Here is a 23,886-nt window from a genome sequence, read left to right as displayed (position 1 = left end):
CGGGGTGCGCGCGTGCCGTTCGCCGTTGTGTGTGGCGCGCATGCGGGCCGACGCGGACACCAGCCGGCAAACTAGGAGTACCGCCCCGTGAAGACCGATGTCGAGGAGCTGAGCCCGACCCGGGTCAAGCTGACCATCGAGGTCCCCTTTGAGGAGCTCGAGCACGCTTTCGACGTGACGTACAAGTCGCTCGCCAAGCAGGTCCGGATCAAGGGCTTCCGCCCGGGCAAGGCGCCGGCGCGGCTGATCGACCGCTACGTCGGCCGCGGCGCGGTGATCAGCGAAGCGGTGAACCACGCCGTTCCGGAGCTCTACAACGAGGCCATCCAGAAGGAGGAGCTCTTCGCGCTCGGGCAGCCCGACGTGGAGGTCACCAAGCTGGAGGACAACGACGAGCTCGCCTTCACCGCCGAGGTCGACATCCGACCGAAGTTCGAGGTGGAGGACTACAAGGGCATCGAGGTGACCGTCGACAGCGCCGAGGTCACCGACGAGCAGGTCGACGAGCAGGTCGGCACGCTCCGTGAGCGCTTCTCCACCCTCGTCGGGGCCGACCGCCCCGTGGAGGACGGCGACCACGTCTCGATCGACCTCTCCGCCGCCATCGACGGCGAGAAGCTGGAGGACGTCGCGGTCAGCGGCTACTCCTACGAGGTCGGCACCAACACCATGCTGGAGGGCCTCGACGAGACCCTGCGCGGCATGGAGGCCGGTGGCGAGGCGACCTTCAAGACCACCCTGGTGGGTGGCGAGCACGAGGGCAAGGAGGCGGACGTCACCGTCACCGTGCACAGTGTGAAGGTCAAGGAGCTGCCCGAGCTCGACGACGAGTTCGCCCAGCTGGCCAGCGAGTTCGACACGATCGACGAGCTGCGCGAGGACGTGCGCAAGCGCATGGGCGAGGTCCGCCGCATCCAGCAGCTCTCCGCGGCCCGTGACAAGGCCCTGGAGAAGCTGATCGAGTCGGTCGACATCCCGCTGCCCGAGTCGGTCGTGGACGAGGAGATCACCCGCCGCCGCCAGAGCCTGGAGCAGCAGCTCGCCCAGGGCGGCCTCACCAAGGAGGCCTACCTGGAGTCGCAGGAGAAGACCGAGGAGGAGTTCGAGGAGGAGCTCACCACCGGTGCCCGCTCCGCCGTCAAGGCCGGGTTCATCCTCGACCAGCTCGCCCTCCAGGAGGAGCTCAGCGCCGACCAGGGCGAGCTCAGCCAGTACGTGTTCGAGCAGGCCCAGCGCATGGGCGTGAGCCCGGACCAGCTCGCCCAGCACCTGGTCGAGTCCAACCAGATCCGCGTCGCCTTCACCGAGGTCGTCCGCGGCAAGGCCATGGACCTGGTCCTGGCCGAGGCCAAGGTCACCGACGAGGACGGCAACGTTGTCGAGCAGGACAAGGGCCAGGACGCCGAGGACGCCGTCGAGGAGGCCGCCAAGGCCGCCGCCGCGGCCGCCGCCGAGGCGACCGAGTCCACCGAGGACGCCAAGGACGAGGAGGGCGAGGACACCAAGTAGTCCCCGCTCGCCGCGCGCCCACGGGCCCCGTTCGACCTTCCGGTCGGGCGGGGCCCGTTCGTCGTTCGCTCTTGGAGGAAAGCCCTGTGTGAAGCTTGTTCCACCCTGCGCTCAAAGCGAACAGACACGGTATCGGTGCGAGCCCGGTACCCGTCGGCGTTAGTGTCGCTGTATCGCAACCGTTTCGATTCCGGAGCAGGTGACGAGAGTGCCTCCGACCTTTGAAGAGTCCCCGCGATTCGGCGCCCGCGCGTCGGAGCCGCAGTTTTCCCCTTTTACTGAGCAGACGCCTCAGCGCCTGTTGCGCCAGCGAATCGTTTTCCTCGGCGACCAGGTGGACGACGAGATCGCCAACCGTCTCGTCGGCGAACTCCTGCTGCTGTCCGCTGAGGACCGCCATCGGGACATCACCATGTACATCAACTCGCCGGGCGGTTCCGTCACGGCGGGTATGGCGATCTACGACGTCATGCAGTACATCCCCAACGACGTCCGGACCGTGGGTATCGGTCTGGCCGCCTCGATGGGCCAGATGCTGCTGTGCGCCGGTACCCCGGGCAAGCGTTACGCCCTGCCGCACACACGGGTCATGATGCACCAGCCCTCCGGCGGCATCGGGGGTACGGCCTCCGACATCCGGATCCTGGCCGACCAGCTCCTGTACGTGAAGAAGATGTTCATCGGCAAGATCGCCGAGCACACCGGGCAGTCGCCGGAGCAGATCGAGAAGGACGCCGACCGGGACCGCTGGTTCACCGCGCAGGAGGCCAAGGACTACGGCTTCATCGACGAGGTCCTCGAGGGGACGCTCGACGTGACCGCGGACCGTTCCGAGAGTTGATCCCGTCGGACCTGCATCCAGGAACGGCGCAGTGCGTGGAAGGCGTGAAATGACCGAGTTCAACCCCAGTCTCATCGGCGGCGCGGCCTCGATGGCTCCGCAGAGCCGCTACGTCCTGCCGTCCTACGTGGAGCGGACGTCGTACGGGGTCAAGGAGATGAACCCGTACAACAAGCTCTTCGAGGAGCGGATCATCTTCGTCGGCGTGCAGATCGACGACACGTCGGCCAACGACCTGATGGCCCAGCTCATCACCCTCGAGCAGCTTGACTCCGAGCGGGACATCCAGATGTACATCAACTCCCCGGGTGGCTCGTTCACCTCGTTGATGGCCATCTACGACACGATGCAGTTCGTGCGTCCCGACATCCAGACGGTCTGCATCGGCCAGGCCGCCTCGGCCGCCGCGATCCTCCTCGCGGGCGGCACGAAGGGCAAGCGTGGCGCGCTGCCCAACGCCCGCATCCTGATCCACCAGCCCGCCACCGAGGGCATGCACGGTCAGGCCAGCGACATCGAGATCCAGGCCAACGAGATCACCCGGATCCGCTCCCAGCTGGAGACCACGCTGGCCCGGCACACCGGGCGCTCGGTCGAGCAGGTGTCCAAGGACATCGAGCGCGACAAGATCCTGACCGCCGACGAGGCGGTCGACTACGGGCTCATCGACTTCGTCCTGCCCTACCGCAAGGCGTCGTTGAAGTAGGACCCCGCCGGCCGCTCTCCGGGGCGGCCGGCGCCGAATTCGGTCTCGGCCGTCCGTTCCCGGTGATTCGGGGGAGTTCGGCGGGTCGGAAGCCAGCGAGCCGGACCGGTCTTTGACCCGCCTGGGACAGCCCGGTGGTGAAGCCGGTCCGGTTTTTCGCTTAGTCTGGCGGAGAGCGACACACAGATCGCCTCGTCCGTGGCCTCCGGTCGTGGACGGCGTCGGAAGCTTGACTTCCGCACGGTTCGCGTGAGCGGCACCGACGGGGCGGCCTTAGTTTTGAGGAGTGGCTGGGTGGCACGCATCGGCGACGGCGGGGACCTGCTGAAGTGCTCGTTCTGCGGCAAGAGCCAGAAGCAGGTGAAGAAGCTCATCGCTGGCCCCGGCGTGTACATCTGCGATGAGTGCATCGATCTGTGCAACGAGATCATCGAAGAGGAACTCGCTGACGCCACCGAGCTCACGTGGGACAGCCTCCCCAAGCCGCGGGAGATCTACGAGTTCCTGGACTCGTACGTGATCGGTCAGGAACAGGCGAAGAAGGCCCTGTCGGTGGCGGTGTACAACCACTACAAGCGGGTGCGCTCGGAGGGCGAGCGTCCTGGCGACGAGGGCGTGGAGATCGCCAAGTCCAATATCTTGCTGTTGGGGCCGACGGGGTCTGGGAAGACGTTGTTGGCGCAGACGTTGGCGCGGATTCTGAACGTGCCGTTCGCGATCGCGGACGCCACGGCGCTGACGGAAGCGGGGTATGTGGGCGAGGATGTGGAGAACATCCTGCTGAAGTTGATCCAGGCGGCCGACTATGACGTGAAGAAGGCCGAGACGGGGATCATCTACATCGACGAGGTGGACAAGGTCGCTCGCAAGAGTGAGAACCCCTCGATCACCCGGGACGTGTCGGGTGAGGGTGTGCAGCAGGCGTTGTTGAAGATCCTGGAGGGGACGACGGCGAGTGTGCCGCCTCAGGGGGGCCGCAAGCATCCGCACCAGGAGTTCATCCAGATCGACACGACGAACGTGCTGTTCATCTGTGGTGGCGCGTTCGCGGGTCTGGAGAAGATCATCGAGTCGCGGACGGGCCAGCAGGGGATGGGGTTCAACGCGGTGCTGCGGCCGCGGTCCGAGGTGGCCGAGTCGGCGTTGTTCGGTGAGGTGATGCCGGAGGACCTGTTGAAGTTCGGGATGATTCCGGAGTTCGTGGGTCGGTTGCCGGTGATCACGAGTGTGCATGATCTGGATCGTGAGGCGTTGATCCGGATTCTGACGTTGCCGAAGAACGCGTTGGTGAAGCAGTACCAGCGGTTGTTCGAGCTGGATGATGTGGAGCTGGAGTTCACGCGGGACGCGTTGGAGGCGATCGCCGAGCAGGGGATCGTGCGGGGGACGGGTGCGCGTGGGTTGCGGGCGATTATCGAGGAGGTGTTGTTGTCGGTGATGTACGAGGTGCCTTCCCGTGAGGATGTGGGTCAGGTGATCATCACGCGGGAGACGGTCATCGACAACGTCAACCCCACCATCGTCCCCAGGAACCAGCGCGACGCCGGTCCCGAGGAGAAGTCCGCCTGATCCGAACCCCGATCCCCGTTCCCCCTGCCGTCGGGAACGGGGATCGTCGTGTGTCAGAGCCCGGGGACGCCCACGGTCGCGTCCGGCGGTGGGGCGCGCCGCGGGAGCACACCCCGCCGGAGGGGGCGCTCGGGGGGCGCCGGGCCGCCCGGCCCCGCGCGGTTCGTCGGGCACCGGGTGACCATCGCGGAGCGGTCACTCGTTCTCGAGGATCTGCTCCATGCGCTCGATGTCGGCGGTCTGCTCGGCGATGACGTCGTTGGCCATCCGTGTCACGGTGCGGTCGTGCCCCTCGGCGAGCAGGTCCTCGGCCATGATGATCGCGCCCTCGTGGTGGGTGGTCATGAGTTCCACGAAGAGCCGGTCGAACTCGTCCCCCTCAGCGGCCTCCAGCTCCGCCATCTCCTCCTCGGAGGCCATCCCCGGCATGTCGTCGTGGTCGACCTCCAGGTCGCACCCGGGCAGGTCCTCCTCCCCTCCGCCGTGGTGGGAGCCGTCGCCCTCCAGCCCGCAGAAGTTCCGGTAGGCGGGGTTCTCCCGGGCCGGGCCCAGGACGTTCTCCTCCAGCCAGCTCTCCATGGCCGTGATCTCGGGTCCCTGCGCGGCCGCGATGCGGTCGGCGATGCTGTCGATCCCGTCCCGCTGGTGCCGGTCCGGAACCAGGTCGGCCATCTCCAGGGCCTGCCGGTGGTGCTCGATCATGAGCACGAGGTAGTTGACGTCGGCGGCGTTGTGGCCCTGCTCCTCGGCAAGGGCGGCGATCTGGTCGGACGTGGCGGGTGAGGAGGACTCGCCGGGCGCTCCGGGGGCGATGACGTTGGCCGACCCCGGTCCGTCGTCGGTGCAGGCCGAGACTCCGAGCAGGGTGAGCGCGGTTCCTGCCGCGAGTGCCAGACGACGCACGGGTGTCCTCCAGACGGGGTTGGCGGATGGGGGTCCGCGAAGTGGTGCCAGCGTGACACCCTGCCGGTTTTCTACTCACTGCTTGGGTGTTTTGTCCAGCCCCGGCAACGTGTCGGCCCGATTCTCGCGATTCCCCTCGGGACTCCGTTCCAGGTGGAGGGGGAGTGGAATCCGGGAGGGATGTCCGATCTCGGCGTTTCGTCTGGAGTGCGCGCTCTATCCAGAGTAAAACACAAGGTAGTTAATTGACTGCTTTGTGTAGCCGCTGGGGGTGTCTGTCATGGCCGCGTTCACACGACGAGGCGGAGTCGGTCCTGCGGTGCGGTGGGGTGCTCTCGGCGCGGGTTGCGCTCTGGTCCTCGGGACGGCGGTCCCGGGGGCGTTCGCGGACGACGTCCCCGTCCTCGGCGGCGGTGTGGAGCACCTGGCCAGCGTGCCCAAGCCCGTCGCGCTGGCCGACTCCGCGGCCTACAACTCGGACCTGGCGTTCACCGGTGACTACGCCATCGGCGGCAACTACGACGGTTTCGTCGTCTACGACATCTCCGAGCCCGAGTCGCCCCGGGTGGTCTCCGAGGTGCTGTGCCCCGGCGGTCAGGGCGACGTGAGCGTGAGCGGCGACCTGCTGTACCTCTCCGTCGACTACCCCAGGGCCGACGAGGAGTGCGGTTCGGCGCCCGTCTCCCCCGCGGACGCGGAGGGCTTCGAGGGCATCCGGGTCTTCGACATCTCCGACAAGGCCGACCCGCAGTACGTGGCGGCGGTGCGCACCGACTGCGGTTCGCACACCAACACGCTGGTCCCGGCCGCGGACGGACGACGCGACTACGTCTACGTGTCCTCCTACTCACCCTCGGAGGAGTTCCCGAACTGCCAGCCTCCGCACGACAAGATCACCGTCATCGAGGTGCCGCACGACGCACCCGAGGAGGCGGCGATCGTCAGCGAACCGGCCCTCTTCCCCGACGGCGGCGACGCGACCACCACGGGCTGCCACGACATCACCGCCTACCCCGAGCGCGGGCTGGCCGCCGCCGCGTGCCTGGGGGACGGGCTGCTGCTCGACATCTCCGACCCGGTCGCCCCGGTGGTGCTCCACCGGGTGCGCGACGAGAACTTCGCCTTCTGGCACTCGGCCACCTTCACCAATGACGCGGCCAACGTGGTCTTCACCGACGAACTGGGCGGAGGAACGGCGGCCGTGTGCACCGAGGAGGTCGGACCCGAGCGCGGCGCGGACGCCGTGTACTCGGTGGACCACTCGGGTGAGACGCCCACGCTCGAATTCCGGAGCTACTACAAACTGCCACGCCACCAGTCCGAAACAGAGAACTGTGTGGCGCACAACGGTTCGCTGATCCCCGTTCCCGGCGGTGACTTCTTCGTCCAGTCCTGGTACCAGGGCGGGGTGTCGATCATCGATCTCACCGACCCCGACCACCCCGAGGAGATCGGTTACCTCGACCGCGGTCCCTGGGACCCGGACACCCTGCGTACAGCGGGATCCTGGTCGGCCTATTACTACAACGGACACGTGTACTCGTCCAATATCCAGCGAGGTCTGGACGTGCTGCGCCTCACCGACCCGCGGCTCACGCCCGCGGAGGACGTCGCGCTCGTGGAGTTCAACCCGCAGTCCCAGCCGTCGCTGCCGGGTTCCTAGGCAGGGTGTGCAGGAGGACCGGGCGAGGGGGACACAGTGTTAACGATCATGTTTCTTTTGTCTCCCCCTATACATTCCGACCTTTAACTGTGTACGTTCTTCGTGTTTCGTTCTAATCGGAACCAGGAGTACATATGGCGTCATCCCCCCGCCCCCCTCGCGCCCCAGCCGGGCGCGGCGCCGTCGGACTCGCCCTCGCGGGAGCGGCGGCCCTCGTCGCCGGACTGCTGGGACCCTCCAGCGCACTGGCCCAGGAGACGTTCACCAGTGACGCCGAGACCAGCGACAACGTCACCCACGTGGCCAACGTCCCCAAGTCGGAGGCGATGGACGCGTTCAACTCGGACCTGGCGTTCACCGGCGACTACGCCATCGGCGGCAACTACAACGGTTTCGTCGTCTACGACATCTCCGAACCCGAGTCGCCCCGGGTGGTCTCCGAGGTGCTGTGCCCCGGCGGTCAGGGCGACGTGAGCGTGAGCGGCGACCTGCTGTACTTCTCCGTCGACTACCCCAGGGCCAGCGACGAGTGCGGCGCCCCCGCGACATCCGGCACGGACCCGGACGGGTTCGAGGGCATCCGGGTCTTCGACATCTCCGACAAGGCCGACCCGCAGTACGTGACCGCCGTGCCCACCGACTGCGGTTCGCACACCAACACGCTGGTTCCCGGCAAGGACGGCGAGCACGAGTACGTCTACGTGTCCTCCTACTCGCCCCGCAGCGCCTTCCCGAACTGCCAGCCTCCGCACGACAAGATCACCGTCATCGAGGTCCCGCTCGACGACCCGGCCTCGGCCGAGGTCCTCGACACCCCCGTGCTCTTCCCCGACGGCGGCAACGCCGGCACCTCCGGCTGCCACGACATCACGGCCTACCCCGAGGGCGACGTCGCCGCGGGCGCGTGCATGGGTGACGGCATCCTGATGGACATCTCCGACCCGGCGGAGCCGGTGGTCACCGACGTCGTCCGCGACGAGAACTTCGCGTTCTGGCACTCGGCGACCTTCACCAACCGGGGCGAGACGGTGCTGTTCACCGACGAGCTCGGCGGTGGCGGCGGCCCCACCTGCAACGAGGGAGTCGGTCCCGAGCGCGGCGCCAACGCCATCTACACGATCGGCGGCACCGACGAGGCTCCCGAGATGGCCTTCGAGGGCTACTACAAGCTCCCCCGCCACCAGGCCGACACCGAGAACTGCGTGGCGCACAACGGTTCGCTGATCCCCACCCCCGGCCGTGACTTCTTCGTCCAGGCCTGGTACCAGGGCGGCGTGTCGGTGATCGACTTCAACGACCCCACCGACGCGACCGAGATCGCCTACTTCGACCGTGACCCGATCGACGACAGCGACCTCGTCGTGGGCGGCTCCTGGTCGGCGTACTACTACAACGGCTACGTCTACTCCTCCGACATCACCCGCGGACTCGACGTCATCAAGCTCGAGGACCCGAGGTTCCGGGTGGCCGAGCGTGTCGTGATGGACGAGTTCAACCCGCAGTCCCAACCGGTCTACCGACCGGGCCGGGGCCACGGACGCTGATCCGACGGACCTCCCGGCGGTTCCTCCTGGGGAGCCAGGGCAACGGGAGAGGGGCCGCGACCGCCACGGTCGCGGCCCCGCCGTCCGTCCCCGACCGGGGCGCGCCCGGGGCGGACCGTCCCGGACACGCCCCCATCCGGAGCGGGAGGACCGGCACCGGGCCGGGAGCCCCGCACAACCCCCCGAGCGCACGAGGAGACCCATGCGCGCACCCTCCACCCATCGGTCCCGACGCGGCCTGAGACGGTCAGCGACCCTGGCCGCGACGGCGGCGGTCGCACTCACCGCAGGGCTGTTGGCTCCGTCGACGGCCCTGGCGGACACACCGCCCGCCGACAGCATCACCAGCGACAACGTCACGCACGTGACCAACGTGCCCAAGCCCGAGGCCGTCCGCAGCGTCAACTCGGACCTGGCGTTCACCGGCGACTACGCCATCGGCGGCAACTACGACGGTTTCGTCGTCTACGACATCTCCGAGCCCGAGTCGCCCCGGGTGGTCTCCGAGGTGCTGTGCCCCGGTGGTCAGGGCGACGTGAGCGTGAGCGGCGACCTGCTGTACTTCTCCGTCGACTACCCCAGGGCCAGCGACGAGTGCGGCGCCCCGGCGACGCCCAGGACGGACCCGGACGGGTTCGAGGGCATCCGGGTCTTCGACATCTCCGACAAGGCCGACCCGCAGTACGTGGCGGCGGTGCGCACCGACTGCGGTTCGCACACCAACACCCTCGTGCCCAGTGAGGACGGCGGGAGCGACATCATCTACGTGTCCTCCTACTCGCCCTCCGACGCCTTCCCGAACTGCCAGACCCCGCACGACAAGATCACCGTCATCGAGGTGCCGCACGACGCACCCGAGGAGGCGGCGATCGTCAACGAGCCGGTCCTGTTCCCGGAGGGCGGCAACCACGACCAGGACGGTCTGCTGCTGCCGACCCAGGGCTGCCACGACATCACCGTGTACCCGGCCAAGGACATCGCGGCCGGCGCGTGCATGGGTGACGGCATCCTGATGGACATCTCCGACCCGGTCAACCCCGTGGTCACGGAGGTCGTCCGCGACGAGAACTTCGCGTTCTGGCACTCGGCGACCTTCACCAACAGCGGCGACACGGTGGTGTTCACCGACGAGCTCGGCGGCGGCGGCGCCCCCACCTGTACCGAGGAGATCGGCGGTGACCGCGGCGCGGACGCCGTCTACACGATCGGGGGCGATGACGACGAGCCCACCCTGGAGTTCGCCAGCTACTTCAAGATCGAGCGCCACCAGGGCGACCAGGTGTGCGTGGCGCACAACGGTTCGCTGATCCCCGTGCCGGGCCGCGACTACTTCGTGCAGTCCTGGTACCAGGGCGGTGTGTCGGTGATCGACTTCAACGACCCGGACGAACCGCGTGAGATCGGCTACTTCGACATGGACTCCCGTGTCGAGGACGGCGTCCAGGACAACGACACCTGGTCGACGTACTACTACAACGGCTACGTGTACTCCTCCGACATCGTGCGGGGCCTCGACGTCCTGCGCCTGGAGGACCCGAGGCTGCGCGCGGCCGAGCGCGTCGTGATGGACGAGTTCAACCCGCAGTCCCAGCCGGTCTACCGGCCGGGGCGGGGCCACGGACGCGACTGACCGGCCGTCCGAACACGGTCCGAAGCGAAGCGGAGGACCAGAGCAAGCACGGTGAGGGGGCCGGCAGGGTGCTGCACGACGAGGTGAGCCGTGTAGCGAGGAACGAGCGGTAGGCGTGGCCGAGGAGGAAGCATCCCTGCCTTGAGGGCGCCCGAACACGGTCCGAAGCGAAGCGGAGGACCAGAGCAAGCACGGTGAGGGGCCGGGGACCGCGTGTCCCCGGCCCCGCCTCCTCCGGGCGCCCTCAGTCCAGCGGGTCGAACAGCCGGTCGGTGGGCGCGTCCACGGCCTCCAGGACCCGGCCGGTGAAGTACACCGTGCCCATCGCCAGCAGGCGGTCGCCCAGGGCCGCGACCGTGCCGGGGGACAACTCCTCAGCCCGCATCGTCCGCCAGTGCGGAGGTAGGGCGTGCTCGAACCGCAGGTGGGTCTCGGGCAGGACCACCGTCGTGACCGGGACGTCCCCCAGCGCCGCGACCGCACCGGACACGTCCTTGTGGTCGGGCAGGCAGAGCAGGACGTGGTCGATCCCACCCCACAGGGTGCGGGCGTGCGCGAGCGCCGCCGCGACCCCCTCCCCGTTGATCGCCGAGTCCACCACGATCTCGGCCGACCCGGAACCGGGCACCCGGTGCCGGGACAGGCGCGCGGGCAGCCGGACCGTGCCCAGCACTTCGCGCAGTCGCTCGCGCGGGGGGCGCGGACGCCCCAGGACGTCCAGCATCCGCAGCGCGGCCGCCGTTCCCAGAACCCCCGAGGCCGCCGACAGCCCGGCCGGGCGCAGTTCCACCGGGGGCTCGACGCCCTCCGCGCCGGGATCCACGATCTCGGCCACGACCCGGCCGCCGGTCGCCTCCACCAGGGCGTCCGCCACCGCGTCGGTCACCTCGGCGGTCTGGGGCAGGCTCACCAGCGCGCGGGTGCGGTCCCCGGCGACCCGGGCCTTCTCCCCGGCGATCTCGGGGATGGTGTCACCCAACACCCCCAGGTGTTCGCCGAACACCTTGCCCAGGGCCACGACGTCCGGCCCGATCACGCGCAGCTCGTCGCGGTACCCTCCCGCACCCGCCTCCAGGACGCACACGTCCGCGCCGACCTCCCGCGCCCGCAGCAGCGCGGCGACGAGGAACAGCCCGCTCGGCGCCAGGTGCCCGCCGGTCGCCTCCACCGGGGGGAGGGTCAGTCTGGCGGACTCGATGCGCTCCCCCAACGCGTCCAGTTCCGCGTCGGTGAGGGACACCCCGTCGACCCGCACCCGCTCGCGGTAGGAGCGGAAACTCGGGCCGGTGCACAGGACCGTGCGCAGACCAGCGGCCGACAGCGCGGCCGAGGCGTAGGTCGCGGTGCTGCCCTTGCCCTTGGATCCGACCACACCGAGGACCGGCACCGCCGCCGGATCCAGGTCCAGGGCCGCCATGAGCAGTCGCGCGCGCTCGCGGCTGCGGGTCTGTCCGGGGCGCTTGCGGGCCCACTCGGTGAAGAAGGGGTCAAGGGTTCGCATGTTCTCAGTATGCTTTGCGTCGAACGGGTTAGTGATTGCCCTACTCGGGGGATGACATGCGGCTTCAGACGCGTAAACTGACCGGCGTGTACATCCCGACCACCGAGACGCCGTGACCGGCGCGAGCGCCGCTGGGCGCTACGCCGAGGTGACCGCCGAGATCATGGGCCGCACGCCCGAGTCCGAGATCGACCCTCGGCTCGACCGGATCCGCACCCTGCTGGACCTGCTGGGTGATCCGCAGCGCGGCTTCCGGGTCATCCACGTGACCGGTACCAACGGCAAGACGTCCACCGCCCGCATGATCGACGCGCTCATGCGCGCCCGTGGCCTGCGTGTGGGCCGCTACACCAGCCCCCACCTGCGCACGGTGCGCGAACGCATCGTCGTGGACGGGGAGCCCGTCTCGCAGGAGCGGTTCGTCGAGGCCTACGACGACATCCGTCCCTACGTGGACATGGCGGACGGGATGAACGACGCGCCCCTGTCCTTCTTCGAGCTGCTCACCGCCATGGCCTACGCGGTCTTCGCCGACACCCCGGTGGACGTGGCCGTGGTCGAGGTCGGGATGGGCGGCCGCTGGGACGCGACCAACGTCATCGACGCCGACGTCGCCGTCGTGACACCCATCGGGATCGACCACACGGAGTACCTGCCCGACACGCTGGAGGGCATCGCGGAGGAGAAGTCGGGCATCATCAAGCCCGACTCCATCGCGATCCTCGCCCAGCAGCCGCTGCCCGCCGCCGAGGTCCTCGTCCGCCACGCCGCCGAGGTCGGCGCTCGTGTGGCCCGCGAGGGCCTGGAGTTCGGTGTCACCGCCCGCGACGTGGCGGTCGGTGGACAACAGGTCGCGGTCAAGGGTCTGACCGGTGGCTACGAACAGCTCTTCCTACCTCTCTTCGGCGCCCACCAGGCCGGCAACGCCGCCGTCGCCATCGCCGCCGTGGAGGCTTTCGCCGCCACCGGTGAGGACGCCGGGGGCCTGGACCCCGCGATCGTCGGTGAGGCCCTGTCCGGGGTCGACTCCCCGGGCCGGATGGAGGTCGTGCGCACCAGCCCGACCGTGATCGCCGACGCCGCACACAACCCGGCCGGGATGACCGCGACCGTGACCGCCGTCGAGGAGGCCTTCTCCTTCGCCAAGCTGGTCGGCGTCGTCGCGATCATGGCCGACAAGGACGTGGAGGGGATCCTGGAACCCCTTGAACCACTGCTCGACGAAATCGTCGTCACCCGCAACTCCTCGCCGCGTTCTCTCGAACCGGCGCGGTTGTCCGCTCTCGCACAGCAGATCTTCGGTGAGGACCGCGTACACGTGGCGCCCCGACTCGACGACGCCATCGACCGGGCCGTGGGCCTGGCCGAGGACGGCACCGAGTTCGGTGGAGCCGGTGTCCTGGTCACCGGGTCGGTCGTCACCTCCGGTGACGCCGTGCACCTGCTGCGGGGCGCGGGGGAGTAGCGGCGGACGAATCCACGAAGGGAACCCGCCGTGCGCGTAGTCTGCGCTGTCGTCCTGGCCTTCGAGGTCATCATCCTCGGACTGGCCATACCGGTGGCCATCAACCTCGAAGGCATCGAAACCACCCTGGCCGTGGGCGTCTGGGGAGGGTTGGCCGTCGCCGCCCTCGTGCTCAGCGCCCTCCAGCGGTACACCTGGGCCCACTACGCCGCCTGGGCCCTCCAGGCGGCCATGCTGTGCAGTGCGTTCCTGGTGTCGGGGATGCTGCTGATCTCGGTCGTGTTCGGCTCCCTGTGGGTGGTCGGCGTGATCATGGGCCGCAGGGTCGACGAGGCGCGCGCGGCCCACGAGGCGCGCGCCGAGGCCGAGGAGGGCGACGAGAACGAGCTGGAGGAGGCCCGAGCGGCCAGCGGCACCGCGTAGGACGGTCTGACGCGGTAGTGTGGCGCGGGTCCGGGCCTGTGGCCGGTCCCTTCCCGGGGGGTGTCCCCGATCGAGGCCGTGCCTCCCGTGACACCCACCCACCCCGTTCTCCGCGTGCGGCCGTCGCCGTGGGCGTGCGCCCACCGTGCCACGCGGATTCTCTAGCAGAGGAGTTGTACCGCCCGTGGAGCGCACTCTCGTTCTCATCAAGCCGGACGGCGTTCGCCGCAACATCGTCGGCGAGGTCATCTCGCGCATCGAGCGCAAGGGCCTGAAGCTGGTCGCCATGGAGCTGCGCACGCTGGACGTCCCGACCGCGAAGACGCACTACGAGGAGCACGCCGAGCGTCCGTTCTTCGACTCCCTGGTCGAGTTCATCACCGGCGGCCCGCTCGTGGCCATGGTGGTCGAGGGCGAGCGCGCGGTCGAGGCCTTCCGCGCCCTGGCCGGCGCCACCGACCCGGTCTCCGCCACCCCCGGCACCATCCGCGGCGACTTCGCCCTGGAGGTCCAGGCCAACATCGTGCACGGCTCGGACTCCACCTACTCCGCCGACCGCGAGATCAAGCTGTTCTTCCCCGACCTGGCCTGATCCAGGTCCTCGCCGAGCGCCCGGCCCGCGTACCTCCGCGGGCCGGGCGCTCGGCGCGTTCGGGCCGATGCGCCCGATCCCCGGCACGGAGGAGCTCGCGTCGATAGGGTCGACGGGTGACACCGCCTTCCGGCCCCGGATCGGAGGCCGTCGGCGGTTCCGGGGCGACGAAGGGGCGGTGGCCGGGAACGGCTGAACCGTCAGGTATATCGGCCTTCGTCCAGGGGCCAGGCAACAATTCGGTGTGTTTGCGTAACGTCGTAAGTGCGGTCCGTTACGATACGGGTGCTGGATACCGATCGTGCCGGAACGACTACCTATGGTCGCGCCGGTCAACCGCGTCCGACACGGCGCCTGAGGACGTTACATGCCGAACAACCTTGCTTTTCTCGGCCGGGACATGGCCGTCGACCTGGGAACGGCCAACACGCTCGTGTACGTACGCGGGCGCGGCATCGTACTGAACGAGCCGTCGGTCGTCGCCGTGAACACCTCCACGGGCAGGATCGTCGCGGTCGGCATCGAGGCCAAGCAGATGATCGGCCGGACACCGACCAACATCACGGCGATCCGCCCGCTCAAGGACGGGGTCATCGCCGACTTCGAGATCACCGAGCGGATGCTGCGCTACTTCATCCAGAAGATCCACCGGCGCCGCCACTTCGCCAAACCCCGCGTCATCGTCGCCGTCCCCAGCGGGATCACCTCCGTCGAACACCGCGCGGTCAAGGAGGCCGGATACCAGGCGGGCGCTCGCAAGGTCTACATCATCGAGGAGCCCATGGCCGCCGCCATCGGCGCCGGGCTCCCCGTCCACGAACCGACCGGCAACATGGTCGTCGACATCGGCGGCGGAACGACCGAGGTCGCCGTCATCTCCATGGGCGGCATCGTCACCTCCCAGTCCATCCGCGTGGGCGGGGACGAACTCGACCAGGCCATCATGACCTTCGCCAAGAAGGAGTACTCCCTGATGATCGGGGAGCGCACCGCCGAGGAACTCAAGATGGCCATCGGCTCGGCCTACCCCACGGCGGCCGAGGAGCTGCAGGCCGAGGTGCGCGGGCGCGACCTCATCAGCGGACTGCCCAAGACCATCGTCCTGTCCGAGACCGACGTCCGCCAGGCCATCGAGGAACCGGTCACCGCGATCATCGACGCCGTCCGCACCAGCCTCGACAAGTGTCCCCCCGAGCTGTCCGGCGACATCATGGACCGGGGCGTGGCCGTCACCGGCGGTGGTGCCCTGCTCCGCGGACTGGACGACCGCCTACTGCACGAGACCGGCATGCCCATCCACGTCGCCGACAACGCGCTCGACTCCGTGGCCATCGGGTCGGGCACCTGCGTGGAGAACTACGAGCGCCTGCACCAGGTCCTGGTCCCCGAACGGCGGCGGTGACATGTTCCGCGACTCACCCAGGTCCCGGCTCGTCCTCGTCGTCCTCATGGTGGCGGCCGTGGCCCTCCTCGTCCTGGACTCCCGACCCGGCGCGGACCCCGTCACCTCCGTCGGCCGCGCCGCGGGCGAGTACGTCTTCACCCCCGCCGCGGCCGGGGTGGGCTGGGCCGCCGCCCCCGCCGTGTCCCTCTACGACGGTCTGCGCCAAGCCCCGCACGCGGCCGAGCGCATCGCCGAACTGGAGGAGGCCAACGCGGAGCTGGAGGCCCGGCTCCAGGCGGTCGACAACGACGAGGAGCGAGCCGACCAGCTCGACGAACTCCTTCACCTGTCCGGGCTCGGCGGATACGAGATCGTCCCGGCCCAGGCCGTCACCCGCGTCACCGCGCGCGGCCTCGCCCACACGGTGACCCTGGACGTGGGCACCGATTCCGGTGTTCGACCCGACATGACCGTGGTCAACGGCCACGGGCTCGTGGGCCGTGTCGTCGAGGCCGGAGCGAGCACCTCCACGGTCGTCCTGGCCACCGACGTCGCCTCGGCCGTCGGAGCGCGCCTGGAGGACACCCGCAAGATCGGCGTCGTCCGGGGCGGCGCGCTCCCGGGCGGCCCCGACGCCGAGCTCACCCTGGAACTGTTCGACATGGAGGACCCGGTGGAGGCCGGGGACCGCGTCGTCACGCTCGGATCGCACGAGGGCGCGCCCTTCGTGCCCGGTGTCCCCATCGGCACCGTCGAGGAGGTCCAGTCCGCGCCGGGCGCGTTGAGCCGGCTCGCCCGTATCGCCCCCGCCGTCGACTTCGCCTCGCTCGACCTGGTGGGGGTGGTGGTCGCGGGTCCCGCCGAGGATCCGCGCGACTCCGTCCTTCCGCCCCGTTCCGAACCCGAGGGGGACCGATGAGGTCAGCGGCGACCCTGGTCATCGTGGCCGTCGCGGTGCTCGTCCAAGCCACCGCCGTCAACCGGGTCCAGTTCGACTGGGGCCCCGGCCCCGACCTGGTGGTCGCGGCCCTGGTCGCGGTGGCCCTGACCACCACTCCGGCCGTGGCGGCGAGCGCGGGCTTCGCGGCCGGCCTGGCGATGGACCTGCTTCCGCCCGCCGAACACGCCGTGGGCCGCTACGCGCTCGTGTTGTGCGTCGCCGCCTACCTGGTCGCCCTGCTGCGCGCCAACACCGGCTCCCCGGGGGCGGTGGGCGCCCCGCCCTCGGCGTGGACCGGCATCGGGGTCACCGCGGTGACATCGCTGGGCGTGGGCCTGGGATACGCGGCCGTGGGACTGGTGATGGGCGACCCGCGCGTGTCCCTCGGCGCGACGGCGGTCGCCGTGGGGGTGGGCACGGTCCTGACGACGCTCGTCTCCCCGCTGGTCACGGTGCCCCTGCTGTGGATCCGCAACGCGTTCACCGAGAACGAGTTCGCCACCATCCAGGGACCAACCGGTCTGGGAGGGTGGTGATCCCGTGCGCAGACCACCCGTGGACCCCTCCCTGCCGGGCCGCAAGCTCGGCACGGTGGGCATCGTCCTCGTCCAGGTCCTGGTCGTGGCCCTGTTCGCCCTGCTGGGGGTACGCCTGTGGTACCTCCAGGTGCCGAGGGGGGAGCACTACCGCGAACTCGCCGTCTCCAACCACCACCAGCGGCTCGTCGTCCCCGCCACCCGGGGCCAGATCCTCGACGCCCGGGGCCGTCCCCTGGTGAGCAACCGGACCGAGCTGGTCGTGTCCGCCGACTACCACGAGCTCACCGGCATGGACGACGGCGGCGAGGCCGTCCTGTCCGACCTGGCCGGGGTGCTCGACGTCCCGCTGGAGGAGCTCCGGCAGCGGATGCGCCTGTGCGGCCCCGACGTCCAGCGCCCCTGCTGGCCGGGCTCGCCCTACCAGCCGGTCACCCTGGCGGAGGGGGTCGAGGCGCCCGTCGCGCTGCACATCATGGAGCGGGCCGACGAGTTTCCCGGGATCACGGCCCAGGCCCACGCCCTGCGCGAGTACCCCAACGGCGCGCTCGCCGGACAGGTGCTGGGCTACCTCCAGCCGGTCACCCAGGAGGAGCTGGAGGCCCGCGAGGAGCTGCGCACGCAGTTCACCGGCATCGACCAGGTGGGCCGCGACGGGCTGGAGAAGGTCTACGACACGCGGCTGCGCGGCACCGCCGGCCTGCGCACGCTCGGTGTGAACAACCACGGCCAGGTGATGGAGGTGATCTCCGACCGGCCGCCCGAACCCGGGATGCACCTGGTCACCCACATCGACCTGGAGGTCCAGCGGATCGCGGAGGAGGCCCTCGCCAAGGGGATGGCCGCGGCCAGGCCCCGCTACAAGGCCGACGCCGGCGCCGCCGTCGTCCTGGACGTGCGCACCGGCGGCGTCGTGGCGATGGCCAGCGTGCCGACCTACGACCCCAGCGTCTGGCAGGGCGGGATCGACCAGGAGACCTTCGACGAGATGCTCAGCGAGGAGGCGGGCGAACCCCTGCTCTCCCGGGCGCTCCAGGGCCAGTACCCGCCGGGTTCGACGTTCAAGGTGTCGTCGCTGTCGGCCGCCGCCGAGAGCGGGTACTCGCTGCGCAGCACCTACGCCTGTCCCGGTTCGGTCAACATCGGGGGCCAGAACTTCGCCAACTACGCGGGGCAGGGCCATGGCTCGATCACGCTGCACCGGGCGATCGTGGTCTCCTGCAACACCGTCTTCTACAACTTCGGCTACCAGTTGTGGCTCCGCGACGGCGGACTGCACCCGGAGGGCGAGCCGGATGAGGCCATGGCGAACATGGCCCGCGGCTACGGCTTCGGGTCTCCGACCGGGATCGACCTGCCCTACGAGACGAGCGGGCGCATCCCCGACCGCGAGTGGAAGCGCACCTTCTGGGAGGCCAACCGGGAGAACAACTGCTACCGCGCCGAGCACGGCTATCCGGACGTGGCCGAGACCGACCCCTCACACGCGGCCTACCTCAAGCGCCTGGCCCACGAGCACTGCGTGGAGGGCTTCGAGTGGCGCGCGGGTGAGGCGGTCAACTTCGCCATCGGCCAGGGCGACGTACTGGTCAGCCCCCTGCAACTGGCCAACGCCTACGCGGCCATCGCCAACGGGGGCACTCTGTACGAACCGCGCGTGGGCAAGGCGTTCGTCTCCGCCGACGGTTCGGTGGTCGAGGAGATCGAGCCGGTCGTGGCCGGGCGCCTGCCCGTCAGCGACCAGACCCTGAGCTACCTCCAGGCGGCGCTGACCGAGGTGCCCAAGGCGGGTACGGCGAGCGGGGCCTTCGGCGGCTTCCCGCAGGACCGGGTGTCCGTCGCGGGCAAGACGGGCAGTGCCGACGTCGTGGGCCGCCAGGTGTCCTCGTGGTTCGCCTCCTACGCCCCCGCGGACGACCCGCAGTTCGCCATCGTCGTGCTGGTCTCCCAGGGCGGTACCGGTGGCGCGACCTCCGCGCCCATCGCCCGGGAGATCTACGAGGGCATCTACGGCTTCTCCGCCGAGGACGCCGAGGGGGAGGACGCCGAGGACGAGGGCGAGGAGGAGGGCGACGACGAGGGTCGTGCCGAACCCGCGCTGCCCGGCGGCGCCCCCTGGGTGGGCCTGCCCACGGTCCGTCCGGACGGTTCCATCGACCTCCTGGACCGGTGAGCGATGAGTACACACGTGGGCGTGTCGGGCCCGTCCCGAGCCCGGATCGGCCGCTCCGCGGCGGGGGCCGCCCGCCGCCTGGACTGGACGCTGATCGGCGCCGCGCTGGCGCTGTGCGCCGTCGGTTCCCTGCTGGTGTGGTCGGCGACCCTGCCGGGTGACGGCAGCGGCCCGCTGGAGGCCACCGGCCACGTGCGCCGCCACCTGGCCCACCTCGCGGTGGCCTGGGCGCTGTGCCTCGCGGTGGCCTCGGTCGACTACCGGGCCGTGCGCGCCTACGCGCACCTGGTGTACGGCGCCACGGTGGTCGCGCTGATCCTGGTGCTGACGCCCCTGGGCGCGGTGATCAACGGATCGCGCGGCTGGATCGTGCTCGGCGGGTTCCAGTTCCAGCCCAGCGAGCTGGCCAAGGTCGGTCTGGTGCTCATGATGGCCACCCTCCTCGGGGAACCCCGTGACGGCGAGACCAAGCCGATGACCCGGGACGTCCTGTACGCCCTGCTGGTGCTCGCGCTGCCGCTCGCACTGGTGCTGCTGCAGCCCGACCTGGGGACCACCCTCGTGCTCGGCGTGATCTTCCTGGGGATGCTCACGATGTCGGGCGCCCCGATCGTGTGGGTGGCGGGCATGCTGGCGTGCGGGGTGGCGACCGGTGTCGCGGTCTGGTGGTTCGACCTGTTGGAGCCCTACCAGTTGGACCGGCTGGCCACGCTGATGGATCCGTCGGCGGACCCGCAGGGGGCGGGGTACAACTCGGCCCAGGCGCTGATCGCCGTGGGCTCGGGCGGGTTCGACGGCACCGGCCTGTTCCAGGGGGAGCAGACGCACGGGCGGTTCGTGCCCGAGCAGCACACGGACTTCATCTTCACGGTGGCGGGCGAGGAGCTCGGGTTCGTGGGGGCCGGGGCGATGATCGTGCTGTTCGCCGTGGTCTTCTGGCGGATCCTGCGCATCGCCCAGGGGTGCGACCAGCCCTACCCGCGCCTGCTGTGTGTGGGGGTGGCCGCGTGGTTCGCCTTCCAGAGCTTCATCAACATCGGTATGGGGCTCGGGATCATGCCGGTCACGGGCCTGCCGCTGCCGTTCGTCTCCTACGGGGGCACCGCCATCGTCGCCAACCTCGTGGCGCTCGGCCTGGTTCTGGCCGTGAGCTCACGGGACCGCGGGTTCGAGTGAACCGCTCCGTGCGTCGGTAACCTGGAGAAACCGCACGTCCGCCATCGACCGAAGGTCTCACCATGTCCGTCGAAAGCGTCTTCCCGCGGCTGGAACCCCTGCTGCCGAAGGTGAGCAAGCCCATCCAGTACGTCGGGGGCGAGCTCAACTCCGTGGTCAAGGAGTGGGACGACACCTCGGTGCGCTGGGCGCTGATGTACCCGGACGCCTATGAGGTCGGGGTGCCCAACCAGGGTGTGCAGATCCTCTACGAGGTCCTCAACGAGCGCGAGGGCGTGCTGGCGGAGCGCACGTACGCGGTCTGGCCGGACCTGGAGTCGCTGATGCGCGAGCACGGCGTCCCGCACTTCACCGTGGACGCCCACCGCCCGGTGTCGGCGTTCGACGTGCTGGGGGTGAGCTTCGCCAGCGAGATGGGGTACACGAACCTGCTCACGGCGCTGGACCTGGCGGGTATCCCGCTGCGCTCCGCGGACCGGGGCGAGGGCCACCCGATCGTGCTGGCGGGCGGCCACTCGGCGTTCAACCCGGAGCCGATCGCGGACTTCCTGGACGCCGTGGTGCTGGGCGACGGCGAAGAGGTCGCGCTCGCGATCACCGAGATCATCCGGGAGTTCAAGGAGGAGGGCGAACCCGGCGGGAGGGAGGGACTCCTCCTCCGGCTGGCCGCGACGGGCGGGGTGTACGTGCCGCGCTTCTTCGACGTGGCCTACCACTCCGACGGCCGGATCGCCGCCTACACGCCCAACCGCCCGGGTGTGCCGGGCACGGTGCACAAGCACACCGTGATGGACCTGGACCAGTGGCCCTACCCCAAGAAGCCCATCGTGCCGACCGCCGAGTCCGTGCACGAGCGCTACAGCGTGGAGATCTTCCGCGGGTGCACCCGGGGCTGCCGGTTCTGCCAGGCGGGGATGATCACCCGTCCGGTGCGTGAGCGCAACCAGGAGACCGTGACGAGGATGGTCGACGAGGGGGTGAGGGCCACCGGTTTCCAGGAGGTGGGCCTGCTGTCCCTGTCGAGCGCCGACCACAGCCAGATCGGCGACATCGCCAAGGGGCTGGCCGACCGGTACGAGGGCACCAACACGGGGCTGTCCCTGCCCTCCACACGCGTGGACGCCTTCAACATCGACCTGGCGGGCGAGCTGACCCGGAACGGGCGCCGCTCGGGCCTGACCTTCGCTCCCGAGGGCGGCAGTGAGCGGATGCGCCGGGTGATCAACAAGATGGTCACCGAGGAGGACCTCATCCGCACGGTGACCGCCGCCTACGAGGCCGGGTGGCGCCAGGTGAAGCTGTACTTCATGTGCGGGCTGCCCACCGAGGAGGACGAGGACGTCCTGGCCATCGCCGACCTGGCCACCGAGGTGATCCGTACCGGCCGCGAGGTGACCGGCCGCAAGGACATCCGCTGCACGGTGTCCATCGGCGGGTTCGTGCCCAAGCCGCAGACCCCGTTCCAGTGGGCGGGGCAGACCTCGCATGAGGTGGTCGACGCGCGCCTGCGCAAGCTGCGCGACCGGCTGCGGGGCGACCGCAGGTACGGCAAGTCCATCGGGCTGCGCTACCACGAGGGGCGCCCGTCGATCATCGAGGGACTGCTCTCACGGGGTGACCGCCGTGTGGGCCGGGTCGTCGAGGAGGTGTGGCGCTCGGGCGGCCGGTTCGACGGTTGGAGCGAGCACTTCTCCTACGCCCGCTGGGCCAAGGGGGCCGAGACCGCCCTCGCCGGCGAACCGGTGGACCTGGACTGGTACACCACCCGTGAGCGCGACGAGGACGAGGTCCTGCCGTGGGACCACCTCGACGCGGGGCTGGACCGCTCGTGGCTGTGGCAGGACTGGCAGGACTCGCTGCACGGGGAGGAGTCGGTCGAGGTCGACGACTGCCGGTGGAACCCCTGCTACGACTGCGGTGTGTGCCCGAGCATGGGAACCGAGATCCAGATCAACGCCCCCTCGGACGGACGGCCGCTGCTCCCGCTCACCGTGAAGTAGCGGGCCGCCCCCAAGCGCTCCCGGGCGGCGCCCCGAGGACGCCGGGAGGGGCTGGGGGCGCTCTGGTCGCTGAGGAGGGCTCTCCAGTAGGATGCGCGCTCCGGACGCTCTACCCCTGTGGGGGAGCCCTCCGGGAGGAAGGAGTACGGCCCGGCGCCCCGCTCGCGCCGGGCCGTACGTGTAGTAGGACTCGCGGGGCGGTTGGGGGGTTGCCATCGGATCCGGATTTTCTCCGGATTTTTTTTCGGGGCCTCCGCGTTCTGGTGGTGAATACCGGTTCGCTCTCCGCCCGGATGGCATCGGGACTTTTCGACCGCAGGTCAGTGGGGGAGGTACCGGTATGCGTGGTCCTGTTGGCGCATGTGCACCACCGCGCACCGTACGCTGAACAGGACTGAGGAACAGCCCCTTCAGGTCGCACGCCGACCCCACCGGGGGCATGAGGAAAGGAGTTGAGCTGCCCCCCGCATCCGAGGGCACCACCTCACCCTCCACCACCAGACCCGGCCAACGGCTCCGCGTCCGCTACGCCAAGCGGGGCCGCATGAGATTCGCCAGTCACCGCGACATCGCCCGGGCGCTGGAACGCGCTCTGCGTAGGGCGGACGTCCCGGTCGCGTTCTCCGCGGGCTTCTCGCCGCATCCGAAGGTCTCCTATACCGGTGCGGCCCCCACCGGGGTCGCCAGTGACGCGGAGTACCTCGAACTGACCCTGGTCGAGGAACGCGACCCCGAACGGGTCAGAGCCGACATCGACGAGGCCATGCCCGAGGGTGTGGACATCGTCGAGGTCGTCGAGGCCGGCAGCTCCGGGCTCGCCGACCGGCTCCAGGCCTCGGAGTGGCGGGTGGAGTTGGCGGGCGTCGACCCCGACGCGGCCGCGGCGGCGGCGAACGCCTTCCTGGCCGCCGACAGTGTCGAGGTGGAACGGATGACGAAGAAGGGCCGACGCCGGTTCGACACACGCCCGGCGGTGGTCCGACTCGACGTGGCTGGCGTGCCCGACGGGCGCGCCCCAGGGGAACAACACGCGACATATGCCATACTTCGAATGGTCGTTCGGCACACGACACCTGCCGTCCGACCAGACGACGTGCTGACCGGCCTACGCCTCGTGGCCGACCTCGCGCCGCCGTCATCACCGCTGATGACCCGGCTGGCGCAGGGGCCACTTGACGAGACGACAGGTGCGATCGCGGACCCGCTCACCGCGGACCGGCCCGCCGCCCACACCACCGTGGGCACCGGATCCGTGGGCGAAGGTGACGAGCGGAGCGAGAACGCACCACGGCCGTCGGCGCCCATGACGGGACCGCGCCCATGAGCGGCCC

At 69.8% G+C, this 23,886-nt stretch carries 19 protein-coding genes; 17 read left to right on the top strand and 2 right to left on the bottom strand.

Going from position 1 to position 23,886, the window contains the following annotated elements; translation table 11 throughout:
* The first annotated feature begins 87 nt into the window (after positions 1-87).
* From tig to clpX, 4 genes are all read left to right on the top strand, one after another.
* Complete coding sequence (gene tig / locus KIK06_RS14605) at positions 88-1,509, top strand: trigger factor (RefSeq protein WP_017600897.1); 1,422 nt, start codon at positions 88-90, stop codon at positions 1,507-1,509.
* A 208-nt stretch (positions 1,510-1,717) separates the two neighbouring features.
* Positions 1,718-2,350: a ClpP family protease gene (locus tag KIK06_RS14600; protein WP_083924307.1), complete on the top strand. Its 633-nt coding sequence runs from the start codon at positions 1,718-1,720 to the stop codon at positions 2,348-2,350.
* Positions 2,351-2,399: 49 nt separating this feature from the next.
* Positions 2,400-3,056: an ATP-dependent Clp protease proteolytic subunit gene (locus KIK06_RS14595; protein WP_268643544.1), complete on the top strand. Its 657-nt coding sequence runs from the start codon at positions 2,400-2,402 to the stop codon at positions 3,054-3,056.
* A gap of 294 nt (positions 3,057-3,350) precedes the next feature.
* On the top strand, positions 3,351-4,625 hold the full coding sequence (gene clpX, locus KIK06_RS14590; protein WP_017600894.1) for an ATP-dependent Clp protease ATP-binding subunit ClpX: 1,275 nt from the start codon (positions 3,351-3,353) through the stop codon (positions 4,623-4,625).
* A 195-nt stretch (positions 4,626-4,820) separates the two neighbouring features.
* Here clpX and KIK06_RS14585 read toward each other — a convergent pair whose 3' ends face one another.
* Positions 4,821-5,528, bottom strand: a complete 708-nt coding sequence (locus KIK06_RS14585; RefSeq protein WP_268643543.1) for a DUF305 domain-containing protein — start codon at positions 5,526-5,528, stop codon at positions 4,821-4,823.
* A 280-nt stretch (positions 5,529-5,808) separates the two neighbouring features.
* On the opposite strand from KIK06_RS14585, the gene KIK06_RS14580 reads away from it, so the two are divergent.
* The 3 genes from KIK06_RS14580 (at position 5,809) to KIK06_RS14570 (ending at position 10,365) form a co-directional block, all read left to right on the top strand.
* Positions 5,809-7,191 (top strand): LVIVD repeat-containing protein, encoded by a 1,383-nt coding sequence (locus KIK06_RS14580; protein WP_026128007.1) that lies wholly within the window; start codon positions 5,809-5,811, stop codon positions 7,189-7,191.
* Positions 7,192-7,325: 134 nt separating this feature from the next.
* Positions 7,326-8,735: an LVIVD repeat-containing protein gene (locus tag KIK06_RS14575; RefSeq protein ID WP_268643542.1), complete on the top strand. Its 1,410-nt coding sequence runs from the start codon at positions 7,326-7,328 to the stop codon at positions 8,733-8,735.
* Between the two features lie 202 nt (positions 8,736-8,937).
* Positions 8,938-10,365 (top strand): LVIVD repeat-containing protein, encoded by a 1,428-nt coding sequence (locus KIK06_RS14570; RefSeq protein ID WP_268643541.1) that lies wholly within the window; start codon positions 8,938-8,940, stop codon positions 10,363-10,365.
* A gap of 244 nt (positions 10,366-10,609) precedes the next feature.
* On the opposite strand, the gene KIK06_RS14565 is transcribed toward KIK06_RS14570, so the two are convergent.
* On the bottom strand, positions 10,610-11,866 hold the full coding sequence (locus KIK06_RS14565; RefSeq protein ID WP_268643540.1) for a hypothetical protein: 1,257 nt from the start codon (positions 11,864-11,866) through the stop codon (positions 10,610-10,612).
* Between the two features lie 112 nt (positions 11,867-11,978).
* Between KIK06_RS14565 and KIK06_RS14560 the strand changes: the two genes are divergently transcribed.
* The 10 genes from KIK06_RS14560 (at position 11,979) to KIK06_RS14515 (ending at position 23,879) form a co-directional block, all read left to right on the top strand.
* A complete protein-coding gene (locus tag KIK06_RS14560) occupies positions 11,979-13,331 on the top strand; it encodes a bifunctional folylpolyglutamate synthase/dihydrofolate synthase (protein WP_017597774.1) in 1,353 nt (450 codons plus the stop codon).
* 30 nt (positions 13,332-13,361) lie between these two features.
* The gene (locus tag KIK06_RS14555) at positions 13,362-13,754 is read left to right on the top strand and encodes a DUF4233 domain-containing protein (RefSeq protein WP_268643539.1); all 393 of its coding nucleotides are present in this window, start codon (positions 13,362-13,364) and stop codon (positions 13,752-13,754) included.
* A 184-nt stretch (positions 13,755-13,938) separates the two neighbouring features.
* Positions 13,939-14,346, top strand: a complete 408-nt coding sequence (gene ndk, locus KIK06_RS14550; RefSeq protein ID WP_017597776.1) for a nucleoside-diphosphate kinase — start codon at positions 13,939-13,941, stop codon at positions 14,344-14,346.
* Between the two features lie 367 nt (positions 14,347-14,713).
* The gene (locus KIK06_RS14545) at positions 14,714-15,748 is read left to right on the top strand and encodes a rod shape-determining protein (RefSeq protein ID WP_026127449.1); all 1,035 of its coding nucleotides are present in this window, start codon (positions 14,714-14,716) and stop codon (positions 15,746-15,748) included.
* A 1-nt stretch (position 15,749) separates the two neighbouring features.
* On the top strand, positions 15,750-16,649 hold the full coding sequence (gene mreC / locus KIK06_RS14540) for a rod shape-determining protein MreC (RefSeq protein WP_017597778.1): 900 nt from the start codon (positions 15,750-15,752) through the stop codon (positions 16,647-16,649).
* Positions 16,646-17,206 (top strand): rod shape-determining protein MreD, encoded by a 561-nt coding sequence (gene mreD, locus KIK06_RS14535; protein ID WP_017597779.1) that lies wholly within the window; start codon positions 16,646-16,648, stop codon positions 17,204-17,206. Before mreC ends, mreD begins: the two co-directional genes overlap by 4 nt.
* A gap of 4 nt (positions 17,207-17,210) precedes the next feature.
* Complete coding sequence (gene mrdA, locus KIK06_RS14530) at positions 17,211-19,379, top strand: penicillin-binding protein 2 (RefSeq protein WP_268643538.1); 2,169 nt, start codon at positions 17,211-17,213, stop codon at positions 19,377-19,379.
* A gap of 3 nt (positions 19,380-19,382) precedes the next feature.
* Positions 19,383-20,555: a rod shape-determining protein RodA gene (gene rodA, locus KIK06_RS14525; RefSeq protein WP_026127451.1), complete on the top strand. Its 1,173-nt coding sequence runs from the start codon at positions 19,383-19,385 to the stop codon at positions 20,553-20,555.
* Positions 20,556-20,617: 62 nt separating this feature from the next.
* Positions 20,618-22,555 (top strand): TIGR03960 family B12-binding radical SAM protein, encoded by a 1,938-nt coding sequence (locus KIK06_RS14520; protein WP_268643536.1) that lies wholly within the window; start codon positions 20,618-20,620, stop codon positions 22,553-22,555.
* A 544-nt stretch (positions 22,556-23,099) separates the two neighbouring features.
* Positions 23,100-23,879 carry a TIGR03936 family radical SAM-associated protein gene (locus KIK06_RS14515; RefSeq protein WP_017597784.1) on the top strand — a complete coding sequence of 260 codons (780 nt, stop codon included), beginning with the start codon at positions 23,100-23,102 and terminating at the stop codon, positions 23,877-23,879.
* Positions 23,880-23,886 lie beyond the last annotated feature (7 nt).

The organism is Nocardiopsis sp. EMB25, assembly GCF_026797795.1.
Lineage (GTDB): Bacteria > Actinomycetota > Actinomycetes > Streptosporangiales > Streptosporangiaceae > Nocardiopsis > Nocardiopsis lucentensis.
Note: the sequence above shows the minus strand (reverse complement) of the source record. Positions and strands in the feature narration are given on the sequence as shown.